The 18137-nt window shown below is 66.9% G+C and carries 18 protein-coding genes; 11 read left to right on the forward strand and 7 right to left on the reverse strand.

All coding sequences use genetic code 11. The annotated features are described in order from the left end of the window. The first annotated feature begins 199 nt into the window (after positions 1-199). Genes ACWDUN_RS05680 through ACWDUN_RS05725 form a run of 10 tightly spaced genes read left to right on the forward strand, consistent with a single transcriptional unit; the run spans position 200 to position 8050 of the window. Positions 200-1366 carry a thiolase family protein gene (locus ACWDUN_RS05680; protein WP_011560598.1) on the forward strand — a complete coding sequence of 389 codons (1167 nt, stop codon included), beginning with the start codon at positions 200-202 and terminating at the stop codon, positions 1364-1366. Further along, positions 1363-1800 carry a Zn-ribbon domain-containing OB-fold protein gene (locus ACWDUN_RS05685; protein WP_011560597.1) on the forward strand — a complete coding sequence of 146 codons (438 nt, stop codon included), beginning with the start codon at positions 1363-1365 and terminating at the stop codon, positions 1798-1800. Before ACWDUN_RS05680 ends, ACWDUN_RS05685 begins: the two co-directional genes overlap by 4 nt. After that, complete coding sequence (locus tag ACWDUN_RS05690) at positions 1797-2840, forward strand: LLM class flavin-dependent oxidoreductase (protein WP_014382413.1); 1044 nt, start codon at positions 1797-1799, stop codon at positions 2838-2840. The genes ACWDUN_RS05685 and ACWDUN_RS05690 overlap by 4 nt, the downstream gene beginning before the upstream one ends. After that, a complete protein-coding gene (locus tag ACWDUN_RS05695; protein ID WP_011560595.1) occupies positions 2833-3291 on the forward strand; it encodes an FAS1-like dehydratase domain-containing protein in 459 nt (152 codons plus the stop codon). The genes ACWDUN_RS05690 and ACWDUN_RS05695 overlap by 8 nt, the downstream gene beginning before the upstream one ends. Beyond that, positions 3288-3713, forward strand: a complete 426-nt coding sequence (locus ACWDUN_RS05700; RefSeq protein ID WP_011560594.1) for a dihydroxy-acid dehydratase — start codon at positions 3288-3290, stop codon at positions 3711-3713. The genes ACWDUN_RS05695 and ACWDUN_RS05700 overlap by 4 nt, the downstream gene beginning before the upstream one ends. Positions 3714-3745: 32 nt before the next feature. Further along, positions 3746-4237, forward strand: coding sequence for an FAS1-like dehydratase domain-containing protein (locus tag ACWDUN_RS05705; protein ID WP_017205330.1), 492 nt, complete (start codon positions 3746-3748; stop codon positions 4235-4237). Continuing rightward, positions 4234-4704 carry a hotdog family protein gene (locus ACWDUN_RS05710; protein ID WP_011560592.1) on the forward strand — a complete coding sequence of 157 codons (471 nt, stop codon included), beginning with the start codon at positions 4234-4236 and terminating at the stop codon, positions 4702-4704. The genes ACWDUN_RS05705 and ACWDUN_RS05710 overlap by 4 nt, the downstream gene beginning before the upstream one ends. 43 nt (positions 4705-4747) lie before the next feature. Beyond that, positions 4748-5515 carry an enoyl-CoA hydratase/isomerase family protein gene (locus ACWDUN_RS05715; protein WP_011560591.1) on the forward strand — a complete coding sequence of 256 codons (768 nt, stop codon included), beginning with the start codon at positions 4748-4750 and terminating at the stop codon, positions 5513-5515. A 1-nt stretch (position 5516) separates the two neighbouring features. Then, complete coding sequence (locus ACWDUN_RS05720; RefSeq protein ID WP_011560590.1) at positions 5517-6329, forward strand: TIGR03084 family metal-binding protein; 813 nt, start codon at positions 5517-5519, stop codon at positions 6327-6329. Further along, entirely contained in the window at positions 6326-8050 is a 1725-nt protein-coding gene (locus tag ACWDUN_RS05725; RefSeq protein ID WP_011560589.1) for an acyclic terpene utilization AtuA family protein, read from the forward strand. The genes ACWDUN_RS05720 and ACWDUN_RS05725 overlap by 4 nt, the downstream gene beginning before the upstream one ends. On the opposite strand, the gene ACWDUN_RS05730 is transcribed toward ACWDUN_RS05725, so the two are convergent. From ACWDUN_RS05730 to ACWDUN_RS05755, 6 genes are all read right to left on the reverse strand, one after another. Next, positions 8047-8640, reverse strand: a complete 594-nt coding sequence (locus tag ACWDUN_RS05730) for a TetR/AcrR family transcriptional regulator (protein WP_011560588.1) — start codon at positions 8638-8640, stop codon at positions 8047-8049. The genes ACWDUN_RS05725 and ACWDUN_RS05730 overlap by 4 nt on opposite strands. 219 nt (positions 8641-8859) lie before the next feature. Continuing rightward, positions 8860-10413 (reverse strand): acyl-CoA synthetase, encoded by a 1554-nt coding sequence (locus ACWDUN_RS05735; RefSeq protein ID WP_011560587.1) that lies wholly within the window; start codon positions 10411-10413, stop codon positions 8860-8862. A 26-nt stretch (positions 10414-10439) separates the two neighbouring features. Then, entirely contained in the window at positions 10440-11594 is a 1155-nt protein-coding gene (locus ACWDUN_RS05740; RefSeq protein WP_011560586.1) for an acyl-CoA dehydrogenase family protein, read from the reverse strand. A gap of 54 nt (positions 11595-11648) precedes the next feature. Continuing rightward, positions 11649-13682 (reverse strand): ATP-binding protein, encoded by a 2034-nt coding sequence (locus ACWDUN_RS05745; RefSeq protein ID WP_005116476.1) that lies wholly within the window; start codon positions 13680-13682, stop codon positions 11649-11651. Positions 13683-13687: 5 nt separating this feature from the next. After that, positions 13688-15289, reverse strand: a complete 1602-nt coding sequence (locus ACWDUN_RS05750; RefSeq protein WP_011560585.1) for an acyl-CoA carboxylase subunit beta — start codon at positions 15287-15289, stop codon at positions 13688-13690. Positions 15290-15632: 343 nt separating this feature from the next. Then, a complete protein-coding gene (locus tag ACWDUN_RS05755) occupies positions 15633-16307 on the reverse strand; it encodes a TetR/AcrR family transcriptional regulator (RefSeq protein ID WP_011560584.1) in 675 nt (224 codons plus the stop codon). A gap of 69 nt (positions 16308-16376) precedes the next feature. Here ACWDUN_RS05755 and ACWDUN_RS05760 point away from each other — a divergent pair, with 69 nt between their 5' ends. Next, positions 16377-17246, forward strand: a complete 870-nt coding sequence (locus ACWDUN_RS05760) for a metal-dependent hydrolase (RefSeq protein WP_011560583.1) — start codon at positions 16377-16379, stop codon at positions 17244-17246. A 181-nt stretch (positions 17247-17427) separates the two neighbouring features. Here the strand turns inward: ACWDUN_RS05760 and ACWDUN_RS05765 are convergent, their stop codons facing one another. Continuing rightward, positions 17428-17991: a TetR/AcrR family transcriptional regulator gene (locus tag ACWDUN_RS05765; protein WP_005131302.1), complete on the reverse strand. Its 564-nt coding sequence runs from the start codon at positions 17989-17991 to the stop codon at positions 17428-17430. Positions 17992-18137 lie beyond the last annotated feature (146 nt).

Consider the following 18137-nt stretch of genomic DNA (forward strand, 5'->3'; position numbering starts at 1 on the left):
CATCGTCGAGAAACGACACGATCGGCGCGGGTTTCGGTCATCGCAGCACCCTCTTGGGAAGAGGCGCAAGGACATTCCAGAGAATCCATACCGCGCTAGCGGCGGGTGCGGGCGGGGGTGACGCGGACCTCTAGGCACGCTATGCTAACCGTCGTTCACGTCGGGACCGGCGTTGGACGCGTGGTCGAGAGGAGTCCGGATGCCACACGACCAGCCGGCCATCATCGGTGCCGCCGAACTCGCTCCAGGGAGAAACGTTCCGTACACCTCCACTGAATTGCATGTGCGCGCCGCGGTCGCGGCTCTCGCCGACGCAGGGGTGGTCCCAGACGAGGTCGACGGTCTGGTGTGCGCCGGGCCGATGACGAACGAGGGTTCGATCTTCCTGTCCGAGGACCTCATGGACTATCTCGGGCTGCACAATCTGAAACTTCAGATGACCTGTCAGCTTGGCGGCGGGACCCATCTCGCCATGACGCGCATGGCGAGTAACGTCATCGCCCGGGGCGAGGCCGAGACGGTGCTGGTCGTGTCGGCGGGCAAGTTTCCACCGATCCGCGATGGCGGGCGCGAACTGATGGCGCTGGTGTGTGACCACGCGTTCGAGATGCCCTATGGACCGTCCGTGCCGGCGCTCTACGGTTTGATCGCGCAGGCCTGGATGCACGAGACGGGACAGGGCAAGGCGGACATCGCCGAGGTCACCGTGTCGCAGGACCGTTGGGCCGCACTGAACCCCGCGGCTATCGCGCACGGCGCTCAACGCCTGACTGTGGAGGACGTGCTGGCGTCCCGGCCGATCGCCGGGCCGTTCCACTTCTACCACTGCTCGATTCCCTGCGAGGGCGGTGGCGCGCTGGTGCTGGGCTCGGCCCGCCGGGCTCGCGCGGGCAAGCACCGGCCGGTGCATTTGCTGGGCTTTGGAGAGGGTCACACCCACGGTTTTCTGACCTCGCTGGCCCGGCCGGGTCGTACCGGGGCCGCCCGTTCGGGTCCGATGGCCTTTGAGCGCTCCGGACGGGCGCCGGCCGACGTCGACATCGCTTTGCTCTACGACGCCTTCGCCTCCAACCCGGCGATGATCCTTGAGGAGGCGGGTTTCGTGAAGCCCGGTGGGGCAGGCGATTTCTACCGTGACGGCTGCGCCGATCCGGGGGGCGACCTTCCGGTGAACACCGACGGCGGCCTAATCCGGTTCGGGCACACCGGGACCTCCTCTGGCATTTCGCAGATCCTTGAGGGTTACTGGCAGTTGTCCGGTCGCGCCGAGGGCCGTCAGGTGCCCGGGGCGGATACCGCGTTCGTGCACAGCTACGGCTCGATGCTGTGCAGTCACGTCAGCATGGTGATGGAGGGAGCGTCATGACCGCAGCTTCGAGTTCTCTCGACGGTCTGCACGATCCTGAGGCGCTGCCGCCGCTGACCGATGTCAACCGTCCCTACTTCGCAGCAGCGGCCCGCGGTGTACTCGTCTTCCAGCGGTGCGCGAACGACCACCCTTTCCTCTACCCGCGGCTGGTGTGTCCCGTCTGCCATGACGGTGAGTTGGCCTGGGAGACCGCGGCGGGTACTGGTGAGATCGTCAGTTTCGCGCCGGTGTACCGCCCCCCGTGGGACTCGTTCCCGCGCAGCGAGCCGTACGTCGTCGTGCTCGTTCGTCTGGACGAGGGGCCGCAGTTGTTGGCCAGTCTCGAGGGCGTGGCCCCAGATGAAGTTGCGATCGGGGCGAGAGTGCGCGCAGTGTTCGAGCGGGTGAACGAGGACCTTGGGCTGGTCCGATTCAGGCTGGCGGCGTCGTGACCACGTACGGGGTCTCGGTGCTCGGCGCGGACTTGGCCACCCTTGTCGAGACCGCCGAGGCTACCGACCTCGCCGGCTTCGACGCCGCCTGGGCCTCGGAGTTCTACTCGCGCTCCGGCTCGATCTCGATGGCCGCGATGGCCGCGCGCACAAAGCGCTGCCGCATCGGGTCGTCGATCCTGTATGGCGTCGGGCGCAGCCCGCTCGTGCTCGCCACCGAGGCGCGTGACCTCGACGAGCTTTCAGGCGGGCGCGTCGTACTCGGGCTCGGCAACGGTACACGCCGCATGATGAGCGACTGGCACGGCGTGGAGGACACCTCCGCTCCCGCTCTGCGCATGGAGGAGCTGGTCCCGCTCGTGCGTCGGATCTGGAACCTGCACGAGGGCCCCGTGCGCCATGAGGGGCGCTTCTACCGGATGAATCTCGTCCCAACCGGCGACGTCGCGCCGCCGAAGCGAGCGATCCCGATCATCACCGCGGGCGTGCGTCCGCGGATGTGCGAGGTGGCAGGGCGCGTAGCCGACGGGTTGGCTGGTCATCCGCTGTTCACCACGACTTACGTCGAGGAGGTCGCCCGCCCAGCCGTCGTGCGCGGTGCGGAGCGGGCCGGACGCGATCCCGCCGACATTGAGATCGTCTCGATGGTCATCTGCGCGGTGCACGACGACCCACAGATCGCACGTCGTGAGGCCGCGCAGCAGATCGCGTTCTACTCCTCGGTGAAGACCTACGAGCACGTGCTCGACGTCAGCGGTTTCGCCAGGCAGGCAGCGGCCATCCGCGACGCGTTCGCACGGCGTGACCTGCCGGCCATGTTCGCCGCGGTCACCGACGACATGATCGACGCGATGGCGGTGGCCGGCACCGCCGCCGAGGTCCGAGAAGGGCTGCGCCGCTACGAGGGCGTGCTGGACCACATCGTTCTCTACTCACCCTCGATTGGTCTCGCGCCCGAGCGCATCGCCGAGAACCTCGGCAGCCTCATTCGCGATTGTGCGCCGGCCTTCGCCGGCGGGAAAGGTGACCAGAGTGGCTGACGCATCGCTCATCGGGACGCAACTCGGGAGGACCACGTTTCCCGTCGACCGGTCCAAAGTGCGCGAGTTCGCACTTTCGCTCGGCGACCGCGACCCGATCTACCAGGACGTCGCGGCCGCCCGCGCCGCCGGCTTCGGCGCGATCCCCGCTCCTCCGACCTTCGTCGTCTCCTCGGCTCACTGGCGCGCCGACGACGACATGTTCGGCGCCCTCGGGCTCGACCTGCGACGCGTACTGCACGGTGAGTGCGGCTGGGAGTATTTCGCGCCGGTGTTCGTCGGCGACGAGCTCACCGAGACTCGTCGGGTGTCGAACGTGACCAGCCGCGAGGGGAAGCGCGGCGGCATCATGACAATCGTGACGATCGAGACCGACTTCACCAACCAGCGCGACGAACTCGTCGTGCGCCAGACCGACGTCTTGATCGAAACCGGAGGCTCCACCCAATGACGACATCCCCCGCGCCGGTGGCGTTGGCCATCGGCGACGAGATGCCGACCTCACAGTTCGGCCCGCTGACGCGCTCGCACATCGTTCGCTACGCCGGCTCCGGCGGCGACTTCAACCCGATCCACCACGACGAAGAGTTCGCCCGCGCGGCCGGCATGCCCGGTGTGTTCGGCATGGGACTGCTGCACGGCGGTGTGCTCGCGCAGCGGCTGACCGCCTGGGTGGGGCTGGCCAACATCCGCTCGTTCCGCATCCGGTTCACCGGTCAGGTATGGCCCGGTGACCTGCTCAGCTTCGGCGGCAGGGTCACCGGCGTGCGCGAGGCCGGAGGGCAGCAGGTGGCAGACCTCGAACTCGTGGTCACGCGCCAGACCGGCGAACCCGCGATAAAGGGGAGCGCCGTCGTGCAGGTGACCCGGTGAGCGCGCCAACGAGCGACGTCACCGGCCTCGGGATGACGTTCGGGACCTTCGACGAAGGCCGGGCGTGGGTCGGTCATCGCTCCGAACCGCGGCATGCGTGGTTCCCGATCGACCGCTCGATGGTGTTGTACTACTGCTCGCTCGTCGAGGACGCGAACCCCCGTTACTGGGAGGGTGAGGACTGCCCGCCCGGGCTGCTGATGAGCCTCGGCTTCGCGCCGCAGTGGGTGCCCGGGTACCTAGCGCGTGCCGACATGATGTTCGCGCTCAGCGTCCCGTTGCCGGGCCACCACATCATCAACGCCTCGACGACGACGGAGTTCGAACGCCGGCCCCGGGTAGGCGATCACGTGTCGATCGTGGAGGAGATCGCCTCGATCTCCGAGCCCAAGACGACGCGGGTGGGCACCGGTGTGTTCATCACCACGGTGAGCACCTTCTCCGACCAGCACGGTGAGGTCATCGGCCGCAACACCAACGTGCTCTTCCGATACGACACCGCCGATAGTGAAGGCGCATCATGAACGACTCCACCGAGCGCAGCATGGTCCGCGTCCCCGTGCGGTTCGAGGACATCGCCGTCGGCGACACCCTGACGCCCGTCTCGATCGAGATCAGCTACAAGCGCATCTGCATGAACGCGGCTTCGACATGGGACTGGTTCCCCGGTCACCACGACCCCGACTACGCGCGCAGCCAGGGCCAGCGCACGATCTACCTGTCAACCCTCTTCTTCCATGGCTTCATCGACCGCGGCCTCAACGAATGGGCCGGACCCGACGCGCTCATCCGGCGCCGCAGAATCTCAATGATCCGGTCGATCTATCCGGGCCAGACCGCAACCCTGAGCGGCAAGGTCGTGGCCAAACGCGACGATGGCGGACGGCGCCTCGTCGACCTCGAGTTGCTCGTCTCGAGCGAAGATGGTCCGTGCGTGCCGAGTGAAGCCACCGTTGAGCTGGCCGACCCGTTTGTCGAGGTGCCGGGGTGAGCTGCCACTCACATGCGAGGCGACGGTGAGGGACGGAGGCTCGGTGGCCGAGCAACCGGTTCGCTACGAGGTCGTCGACAGCGTGGCCTGGCTGACGATCAACCGGCCCGAGGCGCGCAACGCGCTGAACAACGCTGTGCGCACGGGGCTTTTCGACGCGGTACGCCGCTTCAATGACGACGACGCGGCGAAGGTGCTCGTCCTCACCGGCGTGGGCGATAAGGCGTTCTGCGCCGGCGGGGACTTGAAGGAGATGGCGCAGAACGCGCTCAAGGTGCCCCCGAAGGACTTCGCTCCGCAGTTCGGCCGCAACATCGATGTCGCGAAGCCGACGATCGCGGCCGTCAACGGTGTCGCGTTCGCCGGGGGCTTCCTGCTCGCGCAGCAGTGCGACCTGGTCGTGGCTGCCGAACACGCGACCTTCGCCGTCAGCGAGGTCAAAGTCGGCCGCGGGTCGCCGTGGGCGGCACCGCTATCGTGGCTGGTGCCCCCACGCGTTGCCATGCAGATCCTGCTGACCGGCGACCCGATCACCGCCGAGCGCGCCCACCAGGTCGGCTTAGTCAATGAGGTGGTGCCGGCCGATCAGTTGCGCGAGCGTACCCGGCAGTTGGCGCTCAGCATCGCCGCGAACGCACCGCTATCGGTGCTTGCGTCCAAGCGCACCGTGTACCTCTCGGCACAGCACCACCTCGCCGCCGCCTACGACCTGGCCGACGAGATATGGGAGCCGGTCTATCTGAGCGACGACGCGCAGGAAGGCCCGACGGCGTTCCGCGAGAAGCGCGCACCACAGTGGAAGGGACGCTGACATGGCGGTGACCATGCAGTCGGTAATCGCCGACATCGAAGCCGAAACGGCCGCGTTGCGCGAACTCATCGCACCGCTGCCCGAAGGTCCGCGCGGCTGGGACGCGCCGACTCCGGCCGTGGGCTGGGCGATCCGCGACCAGATCAGCCATCTGGCGTTCTTCGACGACGTGGCGGTGCGCTCGGCCACCGACCCCGACGGTTTCAGCAGCGACTACCTGCCGATGATGGCCGACGGAAGCATCTCACCCGACGTCATCGCTGAGCGCTACCGTCAAATGCCGGCTGCCGACCTGCTCGCGTGGTTCGACACGTCGCGTGCAGCCCTCGTTGCGGCGTTCGCGGACATTGCCCCGGCGACCCGCCTGCCGTGGTTCGGGCCGACGATGAGCGCGGTCTCGTCGCTGACAGCGCGACTCATGGAGACCTGGGCGCACGGCCAGGACATCGTCGACGCGCTCGGCGCGACCCGCGAGGCCACGGCACGGCTGCGGCACGTGGCCCACATCGGGGTGGGTGCGCGCGCTTTCAGCTACCTGGCCAACGGTCTGGACCTCCCCGCGGACCCGGTACGCGTCGAGCTGACCGCTCCGGACGGCAGCGTCTGGACGTGGGGGCCAGCCGACGCCGCCAACCGCGTGAGCGGGCCGGCGCTGGACTTTTGCCTGTTGGTGACCCAACGCCGCCACCGCGACGACACCGCTTTGGTCGCCGACGGACCGCTGGCCGACCAGTGGCTCGCGATCGCCCAGGCCTTCGCGGGGCCCCCTGGCGGCGGGCGCGTGGCGGGCCAGTTCGCAGGGGGTCAGCGGTGAGCGTCCCGGTCCGCATCGGCAACTGCTCCGGCTTTTACGGCGACCGCATCGCCGCAGCCCGCGAGATGGTCGAGGGCGGACCGATCGACGTCCTGTGCGGTGACTATCTGGCCGAGCTGACCATGCTCATCCTGGCCAAGGCCCAGGCCAAAGACCCGTCCGGCGGGTACGCGCGGACTTTCCTCACCCAAATGGAACAGGTGCTGGGCACCTGTCTCGATCGTGGCATCAAGGTCGTCGCGAACGCGGGCGGGCTGAATCCCGCCGGCTTGGCCGCCGCGTTGCGCGAGCTGTCCGCACGTCTCGGCCTCACCGCGCGCGTCGCGCACGTCGAGGGCGACGACCTACGTGGCGACCTCCACGCAATCACGCCGCCCGTCGGCGACATCAAACCGGTGTCGGCCAACGCCTACCTCGGCGCCTGGGGCATCACCGAGGCGCTGCATTCGGGCGCCGACGTCGTCGTGACCGGCCGGGTCACCGACGCATCCCTCGTGGTCGGTCCCGCGGCCTGGTGGCACGCCTGGGCACGCGCCGACTGGGATCGGCTCGCGGGTGCGGTCGTCGCCGGGCACGTGATCGAGTGCGGCCCTCAGGCGACGGGCGGCAACTACGCGTTCCTCGACGAGATCACCGACCGCCGCTACCCGGGGTTTCCGATCGCCGAGGTCGCCGAGGACGGCTCTTCGGTGATCACGAAGCATCCCGGCACCGGGGGACTGGTCTCAGTCGGCACGGTCACCGCCCAGCTGCTCTACGAGATCGCTGAACCTGCCTACCTCGGCCCCGACGTCGTCGCCCACTTCGACACCATTCGCCTGGCTCAACAGGGTGAGCACCGTGTCGCGATCAGCGGTACGAAAGGCAGTCCGCCGCCGGACACGTTGAAGGTGGCGCTGAACGAGGTGGGCGGCTTCCGCAACACGATGACCATGGTGCTCACCGGCCTCGACATCGAGGCCAAGGCGGCCTTCGCCGAACAGCAGCTCTTCGACGTTCTCGGCGGACGCGACGCCTTCGACGAAGTCGACGTGCGACTGTTGCGTTTCGACGTCTCCGATGCGCCGACGAACGAGCAAGCCTGCGCGCACCTGCGTGTGACGGTGAAGGACGCCGACCCGCGAAAGGTGGGCCGAGCCTTCTCCGGCGGGGTCATGGAGATCGCCCTGGCTGGTTTCGCCGGCTTCCACACCACCACGCCACCGTCCTCGGAGACCGCGTTCGGCGTCTACCGGCCGGCCTACGTTCCGCGCTCGGCCCTCACGCACGTGCTCGTCGACGCCGACGGCAATCGGCACGTGATCCCTGACCCGCCGACCGGTGCGGTCCCGCCGGCTGGGATCGCCCCGCCCGCGAAGCTGCCGGCGCCATCCGGGCCGACGCGGCTCGCGCCGCTCGGGTCGGTACTCGGTGCGCGGTCCGGAGATAAGGGCGGCAACGCCAACCTCGGACTGTGGGCACGCGACGACCCCGGTTACGCGTGGGCGCGCGAGTACCTGAGCGTCGAGCGGCTGCGCACACTGCTCGGGCCGGAGACGGCGCACCTGCGCATCGAGCGCTTCGAACTGCCGAACCTGCGCGCGCTCAACGTGGTGGTGCACGGCTTGCTCGGTGACGGGGTGGCCTCCTCGACCCGGCCGGACGCGCAGGCCAAGGGGCTCGGGGAGTACGTGCGATCCCGAGTGGTGGACGTTCCCGAATCGCTGCTCGACACACACTAAATCCGGTGCGGGGCGCCGTCTACCTGCTGTGTAACCGCGCGGCTGAACAGCGCCGCAACGGCCGCGGCGGCCAGCATCGCCTCAATCGTCGCGTCGTCCAGCGACGCCGGCATGTACGCGGACGCGTTGAGCAATGACAGCACGGCGGCGACCAGGCCCTGTGCGCGCTCACGGTCCAGATCGCCCCGTGCTCGTACGAGCGCGTCGACCCAGAAGGACTCGTACCTGTGCTGTCGGCGTCGCAGGGCACGGGTCGCCAGCGGCGACAGCGAGCGGTGCTCGCGGGCGTAGACGGCCAACAGGCCGCGTCGTCGCGCGCCGAAGGCCGCGTGTAGGTCGACAAGGGCGTGCAGGACCTCCGTCGGTGTGCCGGCGTTGGTGGCGCGCCGGGCGCCGGCCAGCAGCTCAGTCATGGCGGCGTCGCATAACTCGCGCAGGATCGCGTCCTTGTTCTGAAAGTGCCGGTAGACGGCCGGCCCGCTCACCCCTGCTGCGGCACCGATGTCGTCGATGCCCACGGCGTGAAAGCCTTGCCGCGCGAACAGGTCGGCGGCGGCCTCGAGGAGCAGTTTGCGGCGCAAACCGGCCACTTTCAGGCCTCCTGTCGATTTGTGGTTACGTTGTTCGCCGTCCGATCCGCTGGGCCGGGCTGGGATCCTACCGGCGCTGGGGTTGCCTGCGTCGGCACCCGCCGCACCAAATCAAGGGAGGTGAACGAAACCGCTAGCCCCCGCCGATGCTGTCGCATCCTCTTCTCAGTTCATGATTTAGGGGCCCTGCTTCGAACCCGCGATGTGCAGCGGCACGACTCAGCGCAAAACGACTCCGCCCTCGATGCCCGTGAACTGCGCGCGCAGCTCGGTCTTGAGCAGCTTGCCGGTGGCATTGCGCGGCAGTTCGGCGACGAAGTGCACGTCACGCGGACACTTGAAGTGTGCCAGCCGCTCCCGGCACCACGCTACGATCTCCTCGGCGCTCGGCGCCTGTGTCGCCGGGTCGGCGACCACGACCGCGACGACGCGTTCGCCCCACTTCGCGTCCTTACCGCCGATCACGGCGGCGTCGAACACCGCCGGGTGGCGGAAGAGAACCTGCTCGACCTCGATCGGGTAGACGTTCTCGCCGCCGGAGATGATCATGTCCTTCTTGCGGTCGACGAGGGTGATGAAGCCCTCGGCGTCCATGCGCCCGAGGTCGCCCGTGTGGAACCAGCCCCCGCGTAACGCCTCGGCGCTCGCCTCGGCCTTCATCCAGTAGCCGGTGAACACATTCGGGCCGCGCACGATCAGTTCGCCCACGGTGTCGGTCGCGACGTCGCGGTCGTCGTCGTCGACGATGCGGGCGTCGACATGCATTGCGACGCGGCCGATCGACCCGGCCCGCGTGCTGACGTTCTCGGCGTCGAGGACGGTCACCAAGGGAGCGGTCTCGGTCATGCCGAAGCCCTCGGTGAAGGGCACGCCTCGCTCGCGCATGAAGTCGATGACCGTGAGGGGGACGGGCGACCCGCCGCCCATGGCGAAACGCAGCGCAGACAGGTTGAAGGAGTCGAAGTCGGGCACCTGTGTGAGTGCGGTCCACATGGCCGGCACCATGAACTGGACCGTGACGTGGTGGTCGGCCATCGCCTGTAACGTCGCTCGCGGCTCGAAGGACGGCATGATCACGCTGGTGCCGCCGACGTACAACAGCGGCAGGGTGTGTACTCCCAGCCCGCCGATGTGGAACATCGGCGCCACCGCGACGGTGACGTCCTCGCCCCGCAGGCCGATGTCGGTGCCGAGGACGTTGATCGCGTTCCATAGCAGGTTGTCGTGGGTGAGGATCGCGCCCTTGGGTCGGCCCGTCGTCCCCGACGTGTACATGATGAACGCGGGGTCGCGGCCGTCGACGTCACCGTTGAGCGGTTCGGGCGCGGCGCCCGAGACGACGTCTTCGTAGCCGAGCTCGCCCGGCGCCGGCACCCCACCGGCGCGCACGACATGGCGCACGCGGACTCCGGACTCGGTGACGGCGCTCCTGGCCTGCGCGGCGAACGGCTCGTGGAAGACCAGAACATCGGCGCCTGAGTCGGCCAGGATGTAGCCGATCTCGGGTCCGGCAAGGCGCACGTTGAGCGGAACTGCAAGTGCGCCGATTTTGGCGCAGCCCAGCAGCACCTCGATGAACTCGGTCGAATTGACCAGCAGCATCGCGACCCGATCGCCCTTGCGCACGCCGAGGGCGATGAGTGCGGCGGCGACCTGGTTGGTGCGCCGATCGAGGTCGGCGTAGGTGATGTGCGCGCCGTTGCTGATCAACGCGGTGCGCCCGCCGTTGAGGAAGGCGCGCCGGCTCACCCACTGACCGATGCCGAGTTGCATTCGATTCCCTTTCATTCCGCGGCGACTCAGTAGGACGCGGGCAGTTTCAGGCTGTGCTGCGCCACGAAGTTGAGGATCATTTCGCGGCTGATCGGCGCGGTGCGCATGAGCCGGGCCGGACCCCACAACGTGGCGAGGCCGTACTCGGTGGCCATGCCGTTGCCGCCGTGGGTTTGAATCGCCTGGTCGAGCGCCAGGATGCCCGCCTCGGCTGCGGCATATTTCGCCATGTTCGACGCCTCACCCGACCCCGGATCGCCGGCGTCGTGCAGGGAGGCGGCACGCTGAGTCATCAACCGGGCCAGCTCAACCTGGATCTTGGCGTGGGCGAGCGGGTGCGATACGCCTTGGTGCGAGCCGATCGGCGTTCCCCACACGTGGCGGTTGCGGGCGTAATCGGCGGCTTTATCCAGCGCGTAGCGACCGATGCCGTTGCCGAGCGCCGCCCCCATGATTCGCTCCGGGTTCAGGCCCATGAAGACCTGGCGCAGGCCCTCGTTCTCCGCGCCGATAAGGTTGGCGGCCGGCACGCGGACGTCATCGAAGAATAGAGTGAACTGCTTCTCTGGAGTGACCGCCTGCACCGGGATGAGTGACTTGGTGAGCCCGGGGACATCGGTGGGCACGACGAGCAAGCTGAGTAGTCCGCGACCACTGTCGTTGGTAGACGTTCGGGTGACGACCAGGATCGCTTCGGCTTCGTCGACACCAGAAATGTAGTACTTGGTGCCGTTGATGACCCAGTCGTCGCCGTCGCGTTTCGCGGTCGTGGAGATGTTGTGCGAGTTCGAGCCCGCGTCCGGCTCGGTGATCGCGAATGCCATGATCGTCTCGCCGCTGGCGATGCCCGGCAGCCACTGCTGCTTGAGTTCCTCACTGCCGAATGCCTGGATGATCGTGCCGCAGATGGTCGGCGAGACGACGGTCATCAGCAGCGGGCAGCCCGCCGCGGCGAGCTCCTCACCGACGATCTGCATGTCGTAGATGCCGCCGCCGCCGCCGCCGTACTGCTCGGAAAGGTTCACCCCGAGGAAGCCCTGTTTGCCCACGGCCTGCCACAGCTCGGTGCTCTTCCCGCCGGCCAGCGACTTTTCCAGGTAGTACTCGTGTCCGAAGTCCTTGGCGATCTCGGCGACCGCCTTGCGCAGGTCCTGACGTTCCTCTGTCTCGTGCAATTCCATGACACTCCTCACATCGGTATCGACGCGCCACCGATCGGGAGCGCGCCGGCTTCATTAGAGCTCCGTGGCGTCCGACGCCACTTCACCGCCGTCCACCGCCTCGACCACGGCGAGGACGTCACCGCTCGAGACCTGATGGCCGACCTGGACCGGCAGGGCGCTCAGCACCCCGTCGATCGGGCTCGCGACGGTGTGCTCCATCTTCATCGCCTCCAGGACGACGAGCGTTTGACCGGCTGACACCGTCTCGCCCTCGGCGACCGGTAGTCGGATCACCGAGCCCGGCATCGGCGCGGTGAGCGACCCGGGCGGGTTCAGAGTGCTCGGGTCGACGAAGCGTGGCGCCAGCCGCAGGGCGGAGTAGCCGGCGACCGAGTCGAGGTGGGCAACATCGCCGTCGAGGACGACATCATAAGTGCGGCGCACCCCGTCGACGCGCAGCACCACCCGCTCGCTACTGCCCTCGACAACCTCGACGTCGGCCAACGGCTCGTCGTCGACCTGCAGGCAGGTCCCTGTCGAACCTAACGTGTACCCGACGCGCACTTCGCGCCCGCCCTGGGTCTGCCAGGTTGTGGTCTGCGGCTGCGAAGGGTTGTTGCGCCAGCCGGCGGGCAACGTGGCCTGCAGAGTTGCGACGGCACGCCGCGCGGCCACCCCGGCCACGGTCGCCGCGACGGCGTGCAGGCGCTCGGACTGCGTGTCTGGGAGGGCAGCGCCGAGTTGGGCGACGTCGTGTCGGTCAAGGAACCCAGTGTCGGTGCCCCGCCCGGCGAACTCGTCATGGCGCAGGACGCGAACAAGCAGGTTGCGATTGGTGGTCACGCCGTGAATACGGGCGCCGGCCAGCGCCGCCGAGAGGCTGGCAAGTGCCTCGTCGCGCGTTGGTGCCCACGCGATGACCTTGGCCAGCAGCGAATCGTAGTAATGACTGATGACCGAACCGGCACGAAAACCCGAGTCAACCCGCACGCCGGCAAGCGCCGGGACATCCAAGGTGCGCAGGGTGCCGGTACAGGGCCGGTAGTCATCGGCCGGATCCTCGGCGCACAGCCGGGCCTCGACCGCGTGACCGCGAATTCGCGGGTTGTGCATCTCCTCAGGCAGCGGGCGGCCCATGGCTACGAGCAGCTGGGCACGCACCAGGTCGAGGCCGGTGATCAGCTCGGTAACCGGGTGCTCGACCTGCAGCCGGGTGTTCATCTCTAGGAAGGCGAAGGAGTCGGCTTTGCCATCCTGAGCGGCGTCGTAGACGAACTCGACCGTCCCGGCGCCTACGTAGCCGACGGCGCGCGCGGCGGCGATGGCGGCCTCGCTCATCCGAGCGCGCAACGCGTCGTCGACGACCGGTGACGGCGCCTCCTCGATCACCTTCTGGTGTCGACGCTGCACGGAGCACTCGCGCTCGAACAGAGAGACGACGTTTCCGTGCGTGTCGGCCATGATCTGGATCTCGACGTGGCGTGGGCGCTGGACGTAACGCTCGAGGAAGACGGTGCCGTCGGCGAACGCGGCGGCGGCCTCACGCGAAGCGGAGGTGACCGCTTCGTCGAGCTCGTCCGGCGACGCGACAATGCGCATGCCTCGGCCACCGCCGCCGGCGCTGGCCTTGACCAGCACGGGGTAGCCGACGTCGGCGGCCAGCTTCGCCAGCTGCTCGGCCGATAGCCCCGTCGTGTCGCCACCGGGCAGCACAGGCACCCCCGCGTCGGACATCGTCTTCTTGGCCTGCAGCTTCGAGCCCATCGCGTCGATCGCCCCGGGCGGCGGACCGATGAAGACGAGGTCGGCGGCGGCACAGGCGCGCGCGAACCCGGCGTTTTCCGAAAGGAAGCCGTAGCCGGGGTGTACTGCGTCCGCGCCGGTGAGCGAGGCAGCGGCGATGATCCGGTGGATGTCGAGGTAGGTCTCGGCGGCAGACGAGCCGGGAAGGTGCACGGCCTCGTCGGCGTCGGCGACGTGCCACGCGTCGGCGTCGGCGTCGGAATAGACCGCGACGGTGGCGATCCCGAGATCGCGGCAAGTGCGGAACACCCGCCGCGCGATCTCGCCACGGTTGGCGACCAGGACCTTGCGGATCTTGGGCATCGCCATCACATCCGGAACACGCCGTAGCCACGCTGGCCACGGACCTCGCCGTTGTGGATCACCGACAGGCAGAACCCGAGAACGGTCCGCGTATCGCGGGGATCGATGATCCCGTCGTCGTAAAGTCGGCCGCTGTTGGCCAGTGCGACGGATTCGCGCTCGATCTGTTCCTCGACGGCGGCGCGCATCTGGGCGTCGGCCTGCTCGTCGAAGGGCAGCCCGCGGTCGGCGGCGGACTCGCGCGCCACGATGGACAGCACTCCGGCCAGTTGCGCCGGACCCATCACGGCCGACTTCGAGTTAGGCCAAGCGAATAGGAAACGCGGTGAGTACGATCGCCCGCACATGCCGTAGTTCCCGGCACCGTAGGACGCACCCATGGTGATGGTCACGTGGGGGACCGTGCTGTTTGATACGGCGTTGATCATCTTGGCGCCGTCCTTGATGATGCCGCCCTGTTCGTACTCGGCACCGACCATGAAACCGGTGGTGTTCTGCAGGAAGATGAGGGGGGTGTCGATCTGATTTGCCAGTTGGATGAACTGCGAACCTTTCTCGGCCTCCTCACTGAACAGGATGCCCCGTGCGTTTGCGAGGATGCCGACCGGGAAGCCGTGGATCGAGGCCCAGCCGGTGACGAGTGACGTGCCGTAGAGAGGTTTGAACTCGTCGAAGGCCGAGCCGTCGACCACTCGGGCGATGACGTCGCGGGGGTCGAAGGGCACCTTCGGATCGACCGACGCGATGCCGAGCAGCTGATCGGGGTCGTGCACCGGTGGGTGCGGCGGCGTGGTGGGTCCGGGGCCGTTCTTCCGCCAGTTGAGCCGCGCCATGATGCGACGGCCGATGCGGATCGCATCCTGCTCGTCCTCGGCCATGTAATCGGCCAGCCCCGAGGTGCGGGCGTGCATGTCGGCGCCGCCGAGCGACTCGTCATCGGAGACCTCGCCCGTGGCCATCTTGACCAGCGGCGGACCGCCGAGGAACACCTTGGAACGGTTGCGCACCATCACGACGTAGTCGCACATGCCCGGGACGTACGCACCTCCCGCGGTCGAGTTGCCGAAGACCAGGGCCAGTGTCGGCAGCCCCGCTGCGCTGTGCTGGGTCAAGTCGTGGAACAGCTGTCCGCCGGGCACGAAGATCTCTGCCTGTGTGGGCAGGTCGGCGCCGCCAGATTCGACGATGTTGATGATGGGCAGTCGGTTCTCCCGCGCGATGGCCATGCCGCGGAACACCTTGCGGAAGGTATAAGGGTTCGATGCGCCGCCGCGGACGGTGGGGTCGTGGGCGATGATCATCGACTCGATGCCCTCGACCACGCCGATGCCTACCACCACGCTACCGCCGACGGGGAACTTACTGCCCCAGGCGGCGAAGGGGCATAGTTCGAGGAACGCCGTGTCGGGGTCGAGCATCAGCTCGATGCGCTCGCGGACAAGCAGCTTGCCCCGCTTACGGTGGCGCGCAACGTATTTCGCGCCGCCGCCGCCGTTGACCAGCGCCAGTTGCTCCGCGATGGTGTCGAGTTGCGCGCTCAGTCCTTCGCGGTTCTTGAGATAGCCGGGCGCGGTGTCGTCGACCCGATCGGGCAGGACCTGTACCAAAGTTTTCCTTCCGGGCGAGCATCGACGTCGATCTACTAGGCGCTGATGTTAGCCGCAATTAACATCAGGTGACAACGGCGCAGGCGGGCGTCGGATTTGTTCCGCGCCGTGGTTCCGTCGAATGGCGAGGATCGAAGCGGTGCGTTCGCTGCAGATCGAGCGATCGAAGGAATTGACTGGGGAGGGACGGCACACAGGGCCCGTGCGAGGTCGTATCGAGTTCCTCGTCCGGCGCGCGTGGAGTCTACGGTTCGCGATCTCGGGTGAACACCCGCAGCGATTGTCAGTGTCGCGCCATGCCCTTCAGCCAACCGAGTAGTGCATAACGCCGGTCGGCCAGAATCTATCGGGTCTCCTCGGCTTTGGCCAGCGGCGGAGCGGCCTGATCAGGCGCCTGTCCGAGGGTATACAGGCCGAGAATGCCGAGAAAACCCGCACAGTGCTCGATGAGCATTTCAGTCGAGAGGTTCAGTTGTCCATCTATCCAGCGACGGAGTATCTCGAACAGGCCCCCGACACCGTAGGTAGCGGCGAGATCTGCGACTTGGAGCACATCGCTGGGTATATCGAGGTGCAAGCGGGCCTCTCTGAGCACCAGCTCCGCAAAATCGGTCATCAGATCGCTTCGCAGCTGCCGAAGGAGGGGTTCTGCGCCCGACTCGACAAACAGTATGCGGGCCATGCGGGGATCGTTCTCGATCACCTGAACCAGGGCCTTGATCGGAGCGTAAGCCAGTTCTTGAGGAGCAACCGTGTCGTCCGGAATGGCGCTGGTTATCACCGCTTGGAAGGTAGTGGAGATCTTGGCAAATACCGCACGCAAGAGCGCGTCTCGATCGCGAAACTGTTGGTAGAAGTACCGGCTCGTCACTCCTGATTTCGCACACACGGCGGTCACGGTGCACGCGGTAGCTCCGTGGGTGCCCATGATTGAGACCGCGGCATCAATCAACATCACGCGACGCTGTGCATCGCGTTGAGTTGCGGACAGCCCGCCATAGACACGTGCTGGACTCATGTCCTACAGTCTGGCAGTCTTATCTGACAAGGCATAAAGTCAGATCCAAACTTCGAGGAAGGACCTCAAATGTCGGACGATCAAGCCCCGACCCCGACCCGGGTGCTGCCAAAACCCAGGCGCGTTCGGTTTCCGATGCCGACCTCCACGAAGCGGCAACATTTTGTCGATGGCGACCTGGTGATGAGCCATTTCATCTCGGTGCTTTCTGCGACGTTCCCGGAAGGCGAGGATTTCTTCATCCGCTCGGTCAGGAACTTCCAGAGTTCCATCGACGATCCCCAACTAGAGACAGCGGTCAAGGGTTTCATCGGACAAGAGGCCACACATCGACACCAGCATCGTCTCCTAAACGAGCGACTCCAGGTCATGGGTTATCCGACCGCGCGAATCGACCGTCATGTCGGACGCTTGATCAAGCGATTGGAACGGCGCTTTTCGCCGGAAATGCGGCTGTCCATGACCTCCGCGTTGGAGCACTACACCGCTACGCTGGCAGAAATCATTCTTACCAGCGAAGACGCCCAGAAGCTCATCGGCCAGACAGAGGTTCGACCGATTCTGCTGTGGCATGCCTTCGAGGAGTCGGAGCACAAAGCGGTTGCCTTTGATGTCTATCGGCTGGTGGGAGCAACCGAGCGCACCCGTGTACGGGGCATGCGGATCGCTTCAGTAATTCTGTTCGGCGAGCTCATTCTGCAGACTGCCTTGTCTATGGCCGCTGATAGAGCCTCATATAACCCGGTCACCCTGGTGCGCAGTCTGTACCGCTTTAGTCGCACCCCGATGTTCACCGCCGATGCGCTGCGGCGTTTCCGTTCCTACAATCGCCCGGGTTTCCATCCTGATGATTGGGACAGCGCCGCGGTCCTGGAGCATTGGAGCAAAGAACTGTTCGACCAAGACGGTTCACAGCGAGTTATCGCTTCGTCGGGATAGCAAAGATGCGGAAGTGCGGCGACGCAGGAGCACCGTTCCTGCGTCGCTCCTTCCGAACAGGGTGCGACGCGTCGGTGACTCACGGATTCGGTGCTCGGTGGCCGGTGAAGGTGGCGGTCGGACCCGCAAATGCGGTTCGCAGCGATCGCCACGGGGCTGGCTGGCCTGTTGTGAGCCTCGATCAGTCGCTGATGACATAGCGTTGAGCCAGGGTTTCAGCAAGTCTGCTGGTGTGCGCGACCACTTCTTTCTCGGTCACCGCAAGCAAACCGGAGTGCCAGGCGGTGATGACTTCGACGAATCCCCCGACAGCGATCAGGGTGTCCATGCGAAGGGCTATCTCGTCGGCATCTTGTCGGAGGTGTGGCCGGCTTGCCTCAACGACCAACTGCGTTGCTTCCTGTAGCGCCACGGCGCGGCGGTCTTGTAGCGGTGAGCTACCGACATGCTGAGCGAGGAGGATGCGTGCCCGGCCGGGATCGCGTGCGATCCGGTCGACCACGATGGTGATCGCCGCGGTGATGGTTTCGATCGGCGGCCGATTCGCACGCTCGTTGAAGAGCGCGGCGACCTCGCCGAGCATGTCATTGCGGACGCCATCCCACGCAGCAACGAGCAGCTCATCGCGCGTCTTGAAGCCCTCGTAGAAGTATCGATCGTTCAGCCCTGTGCGGGCGCATACGCCGCGCATAGTGACCGCGGCCCAACCGCTCTCACTCCAAATCTCGGTTGCGGCCTCGATCAATTGCTGCCGTCGCTCGGCACGACGCTCGGCCCCGGTCCGACCACCCCAGCGCTTGTTTCTCGACCGCACCTCTCCATCTTGACAAGGTGCTCGTTCCACCACCAAACTGGTGGCATGCGACACCAATGGTGGCTGGTGCCCCCAGA

It is taken from the genome of Mycobacterium sp. NPDC003323 (assembly GCF_053589535.1).